At 45.5% G+C, this 4,158-nt stretch carries 3 protein-coding genes; all 3 read right to left on the minus strand.

The features are described from left to right. Positions 1-654, minus strand: a 654-nt coding sequence (locus J0895_RS16585) for a glycosyltransferase family 2 protein (RefSeq protein WP_207089151.1), incomplete at its 3' end; no start/stop codon positions are given. A gap of 363 nt (positions 655-1,017) precedes the next feature. Then, positions 1,018-2,679 carry an alkaline phosphatase family protein gene (locus J0895_RS16590; protein WP_207089152.1) on the minus strand — a complete coding sequence of 554 codons (1,662 nt, stop codon included), beginning with the start codon at positions 2,677-2,679 and terminating at the stop codon, positions 1,018-1,020. A gap of 684 nt (positions 2,680-3,363) precedes the next feature. Then, the coding region (locus J0895_RS16595; protein ID WP_207089153.1) for a response regulator at positions 3,364-4,158 on the minus strand (795 nt) is incomplete at its 5' end.

Consider the following 4,158-nt stretch of genomic DNA (forward strand, 5'->3'; position numbering starts at 1 on the left):
GCTATATTTTTCCATGACATCAATTTTAGAGGCCATTGATGTCGCCGACTGCCGATACAGGATTTGATACTGCGGCACGACTACAAACGGCCATTTCGCCGCAACCCGTAACCAATATTCCCAATCTTCAATGGATTTCAGGGTGCGATCGAACAGTCCCGCAGATTCAATTGCCGATGCACGTAGCATCACATTAGACCCAGAAGTAATGAAATTACCTACTAACAATTGGGCATAAACATTGCCCTCAATATAGCAGGGCAAATCTTGACTAAAGGATTTACCTTCGCTATCCATAAAGCAGGTCCAGCTATAAGCTAGTCCTGCTTCCGGATTTTGTTGTAATGCAGTAACCTGGCACTCTAATTTATCCTGGGTCCACAAATCGTCTGCATCGATAAAGGTAATCAACTCTCCCGTTGCGCGAGCAATTCCCCGATTTCGCGCTTCGGGGAGTCCGCCATTTTCATAAGAAAAGACTTGAATTCTCGGGTCTCGGACCCCTTCGATAACCTGTAATGTATTATCGGTAGAGCCATCATTAATAATAATCAGTTCAAAGTCAGAAAACGTTTGTTTTAAAATCGAATCGAGGGTATCACAAATCGTTTTGGAAACATTGTAAGCCGGAACAACAACAGAAACTAATGGCATGGTATTTCACCCCTAATTATCAAGACTTCATCCATATCGGGTACAAATATTTAGGATGGATGATTTTATTATCTATCCTAAATCGATTCAATTTCATCATGCTTTTTACATCTTCTACAAAAGGACGGGATTCAACAATTACCGGAATTTTAATGAATTTATTTTGATACCCCAATTTACCTCAGTTTAAAGGAGGGTGGAGGGGTAAACCTGAGCTGGATGTTAGACAGTGGTTAGTTCCCTCCAGGGTTGACTCCCTTAGCCTTTTTAAACTGAGGCTCTATTCAGTCTAGTTTGGCCCGTGCCAGGGGAGTCCAAAAAATGAAATGAGGCCATTATCTAGGCGGTTTAAAGGCCGGTTGTTTAGCGAATCACTGCCGGTTGATTGATCAGAGATTTCCCTTCGCAAGAGTCGGGAATCGGTGCCTCTAATAAGGTTAATAACGTGGGGGCTAAATCTAATGAATGGCCGAAAGGTAAGGTAGAACCGGGTTGAATATCTGGCCCTGCTAGGGCTAAAAATCCATCGGATCGATGACTGCCGGTGCGATTAAATGGAACGGGTCCAATCCGGCCAATTTCGGGGCTTTCTACGGTATCACTGGCACATTTATCTTGCCAGATTATCACCAAGTCGGCATCGGGTAATTTGGGGTCAGAATCGGTGGCAGTCTGGCGAGTCCGGACTACATTTTGGACCATTGTTTCCCCGGTTCGGGAATCTTTGAGTTGATACAATTGTTCGGTGATTTGATGACAAACGGCGTCGTATTCTGCGGGGTCAACGATTCCATTTGGTTCCCGTCCTTTCAAGTTAATTCGGATATATCCTTCGGAGAAACTCGGGAGGGCAAAGGCTTTCATGCGGGGCCATGCGGGTTGATACCAACAGGGGGTTTGGAAGAATAAACGATCGCCTTTTTTCTGCATTTCAAAGGGAGAAATTAAATCGGGTTCAGGTTCGGCACCAAACAGGGGTTCAATCCGGCTAAAGATTTTAGTGGGGAGGGTTCGCCGCAAAAATCCTCGCAGGGGATTACGATCGCCCTTGAGACTCCACAGGGTTCCCATAAAACCCCGTTTTGCCCGTTCTCCGATTAGCGGTCCCCCAGGAGTTTCACCCATTTTCCCCTCAGCTAATCCCACTTTCCCCGGGAAATTCCACCGATACAGAAACTCGGGCAAAAATACCATACTGGGCAAGTCCATGTTATTAAAGTCCATGCCGTGGGCTGCAAAAACAACCACATTGGCATTCTCCGGCGCAGCGGTTAAAATCTCACCAATGGCTGTATCAATGGCTTCAAAAATCTCTAACAACGGGTCTCCGGGATAGCGATTTCCCACCACGGGATAGAGGGGATGATCCGGTTGACTTAAGTGCCAAAAAAAATGTCCGGCAGAGTGGGTTTCTCCAAAAATGGTTAAGAAGAAATCCCAGTTATCCCGTTGGAGTAAATCTTTACAAATCTTACCGCGTCGCTCAATCCCGGTTTCTAATTTTTTCTGAAGTTCCTGGAGGGCAGGAATATCTAAAATGCTGGCAAAATCTTTATGTAATGCCGGATGTTCCCCATGTTTGGCGATGATTTCTGATAGAAAGGATTCGGGTTTGGAATGGGTGGGGGTTTGGGGGGAATGTGCGCCCCAGGCTAATCCTTGGACTCCATTGACGCGATCGCTCAGGGGAGCTTGAGGCATATCAAAGACTGCCACTCGATAATCATCCCCAAGGGCATAAAAGGGTTGATATTCGGCAAAGTCGTAAGCTTCTATGGGGTCTACTTCATAGCTTCCTTCCCTCAGTTTAACGGGTGCCCAATAGCCGGTTTTTTCTGGAGAAGAGCCGGTTAAAAATGTGGTCCAAGGGGTTTCGGCTCGATAATAATCAAAGGTTTTGAGTCGTCCGTAAGCTCCGCGATCGCGCAATTCTTTTAAGTTTTTCAAATGCCCTTGCGCCATCCATTTTTCCAACAGATTCGGGTCTCCGGCATCAAGTCCAATGGCGATAACAGGATTTTTCATGAGTTTACCTTGATAGATACGACATAACTTTATAGTCCATTTGGCGATTGCATTAATCGCCGGGTTTAAAAGGAGTTTATTAATCTCCTGAAATTGCATCCCAGGATTTTTTTAAGGTTCTGGGATTCCCTAAAGCTGAAATTATTCAGTTCCGGCTAGAGTTCAATGCCCAATATTCTGAATCTTTATAATGACTCCCGTTCAGCCTTAGTAGATGAACTGGATTTCAGCATTCGGTGATCCTCAATTCAGTGGCGATCGCCAAATATTCCTGATTCTAAAAGCCGTTTGATGAGTCTCAGTCGAGTTTCCCTAAAAACGGCTGCAAATTTTACCTGGACTATTTGGCGATCGCTCCGGTTTGAATTCAATCAGTCGGAAGGATAGCTGATTTAACCCAAGTTTATCATCGGCTAGAGTTAATTCCAGAAAGTTTATGTAAAGTTTTCTTAAAGATTGTCATCCCCCCTTAATTTACTCCCCAGTAGCCTGATGAGAGTTTTAAAATCGGTTCATTTCTTCCCCAGAGTAAAACAATCCAGGAACCTGAGTCATATATCTTTAGGAGTACCTTACTAAAAAAAATTAAAGTTCTATAACTTTAAGATACATTTAGCATTTTTTATGAATTTCGCCCTGTATCATCCGAAATAAAAATTAAATTGAGAATCTCTATCTCTAGGCTTAGTCAAGGAGTTCGCGAATAGCGGCAAGCAACATCGCCGGATCGAAAGGTTTACTAAAATAGGCAGTTGCACCTAATTCCATCCCTTTGTGAATATCCTCTGGACTGGCGCGGGAGGAGAGCATCGCCATCGGTAAGTGATGCCATTGGGGATCGGATCGAACCGTCTGGAGTAATCCTAATCCATCTAAATGGGGCATTTCCACATCGGAGAGGATGAGGTGGAAGTGTCCCTGGGGCGATCGCGCCAGTTGAGTTAATGCCTCTCGTCCATCGGTACAGAGTGTGGGGACAAATCCGGCACTCTCGAATACTTCTTGTAAGATTTGGCGCATGGTGAGGGAATCATCCACAATTAATATCTGGGCGGGAGAAGCATCGGAACTCAAAGATGTATTTTGTGAGATATTGGCGACGAGTCTGACGGGGGAACGGGGAAACAGTAAGGGGTGAAAGTGATGCGGGGCGAGGACTGGTATCACTTCACCGCTGCCTAAAACAGTACAACCGGCAACGTAGGGAGGGACTGGAACAGTGAGATCCAGGGGTTTGAGCATGACGGAACGTTCTTCGATCACCGCATCCACAGCGATCGCCACCTGTTGACCCTTCACCTGCATAATCAGACAAACCGAGGGGGAATTCACTCCAGAAACTGCTTCCTGGACCTGGTATCCGTAGGGCAGCAAATCCCATAATCTAAAGATGGGCAAGGGTTCCGTTTGTCCGGGAATTTCCTGATGGCGATCGCCCATTTCACAGGATTGAATCTCTGCCTCGGATAAATTCACCAC

The organism is Phormidium pseudopriestleyi FRX01 (assembly GCF_017313335.1).
Classification (GTDB): domain Bacteria; phylum Cyanobacteriota; class Cyanobacteriia; order Cyanobacteriales; family Laspinemataceae; genus Laspinema; species Laspinema pseudopriestleyi.

Coding starts and splice junctions, on each gene's coding strand:
- J0895_RS16590 (WP_207089152.1), bottom strand. CDS start 2,679: ATGAAAAATCCTGTTATCGCCATTGGACTTGATGCCGGAGACCCGAAT.